Source organism: Carboxydothermus pertinax (assembly GCF_001950255.1).
Classification (GTDB): Bacteria; Bacillota; Z-2901; order Carboxydothermales; family Carboxydothermaceae; genus Carboxydothermus; species Carboxydothermus pertinax.
Genome location: NZ_BDJK01000045.1, coordinates 2,336 through 4,499, shown reverse-complemented (window position 1 = coordinate 4,499; position 2,164 = coordinate 2,336). Strand labels below are relative to the sequence as shown.

At 39.1% G+C, this 2,164-nt stretch carries 2 protein-coding genes; both read right to left on the bottom strand.

Translation table 11 applies throughout. From position 1 onward, the window contains the following. Positions 1-559 precede the first annotated feature (559 nt). Positions 560-1,057, bottom strand: coding sequence for a YajQ family cyclic di-GMP-binding protein (locus tag cpu_RS09695; RefSeq protein WP_075859806.1), 498 nt, complete (start codon positions 1,055-1,057; stop codon positions 560-562). 17 nt (positions 1,058-1,074) lie between these two features. Further along, a partial coding sequence (locus cpu_RS09690; protein WP_234970230.1) for a YifB family Mg chelatase-like AAA ATPase occupies positions 1,075-2,164 on the bottom strand: 1,090 nt, incomplete at its 5' end.

Genomic DNA, 2,164 nt, shown 5'->3' with positions numbered 1-2,164 from the left:
ATCTTTTCTACCTAACCACTTATAGTAGCCAGATCTTGATACACCAAATAGTTCGCAAAGCCACTCTACTGAAAATTTTTCTTTTAGTTTATCGATGCAGCTAAAATAATACTGTTTTATTTCTTTCGTTGGGCAAACCTCCTCTCTATTTTGTATAACTTTTTTAACTTTGCTAATTCGACTTCAGCTTTTGCAAGTTCAAATCTTAAACGTTCGACTTCCGACAAATTCTTTTTCTTTTGCATTCCTGCAAAAGGGTTTCCAGGCTTCTTTTTATTTTCTAATGCTTCTGGCCCTTTCTCCCGAAACCTTTTGATCCAACTACATATTAAACTTCTGTTAATTGAATACTCCTTTCCTAGTGTGTGTACTTTCGCCAGCTAAACATCTGTTTATAACCTCAAGTTTAAACTCCTTTGAATAGTATCGATTTTTCCCTCCAATTGGCCTACCTGATGGCATACTCATCATCTCCTTTGTTCTCTATTATACAAAATAAAAAGATAGTAGACTTTTATCTGTCTACTATCTTTATACCAGTTCACCTTGGACAGTTTTTTTAACGGTAGTTAGTAAACTGTAAAACAATACCAAAATCTTTTTCTTTTAAAAGACGGATTACCGCTTGAAGATCGTCTTTCTTTTTTCCTGACACCCTGAGCTTATCGTCTAAAATCTGGGTTTGTACTTTTAATTTAGACTGCTTAATTGTTTCAGTTATTTCCTTTGCTTTTTCTCTGGGAATCCCTGATTTTAACTTAATTACCTGTTTTACTGTACCCCCTAGGGCAGGTTCAATTTTACCATAATCCAAAAATTTTAAAGAAACCTGCCTTTTTACAAGTTTAGACTCCAGTACATCCAAAGCACTCTTAAGTCGATACTCGTCCTCAGCATTAATTTTAATTTCTTTCTCCTTATCATTGAGTTCGATTGTAACATTACTGCCTTTAAAGTCGTAGCGTTGAGAAATTTCTTTTAATGCCTGGTTTACAGCATTATTAACCTCGGGCATATTAACTTCAGAAACAATATCAAAACTAAAATCAGAAGCCATCTTTTCCTCCTCCTTAACTACTGCCAGTATTTTTGTTCTAAAAGCCTAAACTGCAAAGCTTCAGCTACTTCCTCCACATCCACTACTTCCTTTCCCGCTAAATCAGCAACGGTCTGGGAAACTTTTAACAGGCGGTCAATAGCCCGATTGGAAAGAGTATTTTTTTCAAAAACCGCCTTTAAAAATTCCTTAGCTTCTTGGGTCAGCTGAATATACCTCCTGATCTGTCGGGAAGATAATTGCGAATTAGTAGTAATGTTTAAATTTAATTTCCGGTACCTTTCCCCTTGAATTTGTCGTGCTTGAAGTATGCGCTTGCGAATTTGGGCCGAGTTTTCGTTGTTTTTAATGTTTTCCATCTCCTGATATTTTACCCGCATGACCTCTACTTGTAAATCAATTCTATCCAGGAGGGGACCGGAAACTTTGGCTTGATATTTATGTACCTGATAAGGAGTACAAGTGCATAACCGCTCATCATCCCCATAAAAACCGCACGGACAGGGATTCATAGCTGCTATTAACATAAACCTTGCCGGATACGTGGCCACCGATTCCGCCCGAGCAATTGTAACTTCACCTTCTTCTAAAGGCTGTCGCAGAGCTTCCAAAACATCTTTGCCAAACTCGGGTAGCTCATCTAAAAACAAAACCCCCAGATGGGCCAAGGTAATTTCTCCGGGCCGCGGTTTTCTTCCCCCACCGGTTAAACTAATTTTTGATGCGGTATGATGGGGACTGCGAAAAGGTCTTTGGGTGATAAAAGGCTTATTTTTTAAAAGTCCCGCTACGCTATAAATTTTGGTCACTTCTAGCATTTCTTCATAGGTTAAATCCGGTAAAATTGAAACTAAGCGTTTAGCAAGCATAGTTTTCCCTGTTCCCGGCGGACCGATCATCAGACAATTATGATTTCCCGCCGCAGCAATTTCCAGAGCCCTTTTCGCTACCGCCTGCCCTGCTACATCGGCAAAGTCCAGCTCCTCATCGGGTTTTTCCCGGACTATTTCGGTAATATCAAGAGGCTTTTCCGGTTTAAGCTCTTCTTCTCCCGCTAAAAAAGCCACGATTTCTCTTAAGCTCTTTACCCCGTAAACCTCAACTCCC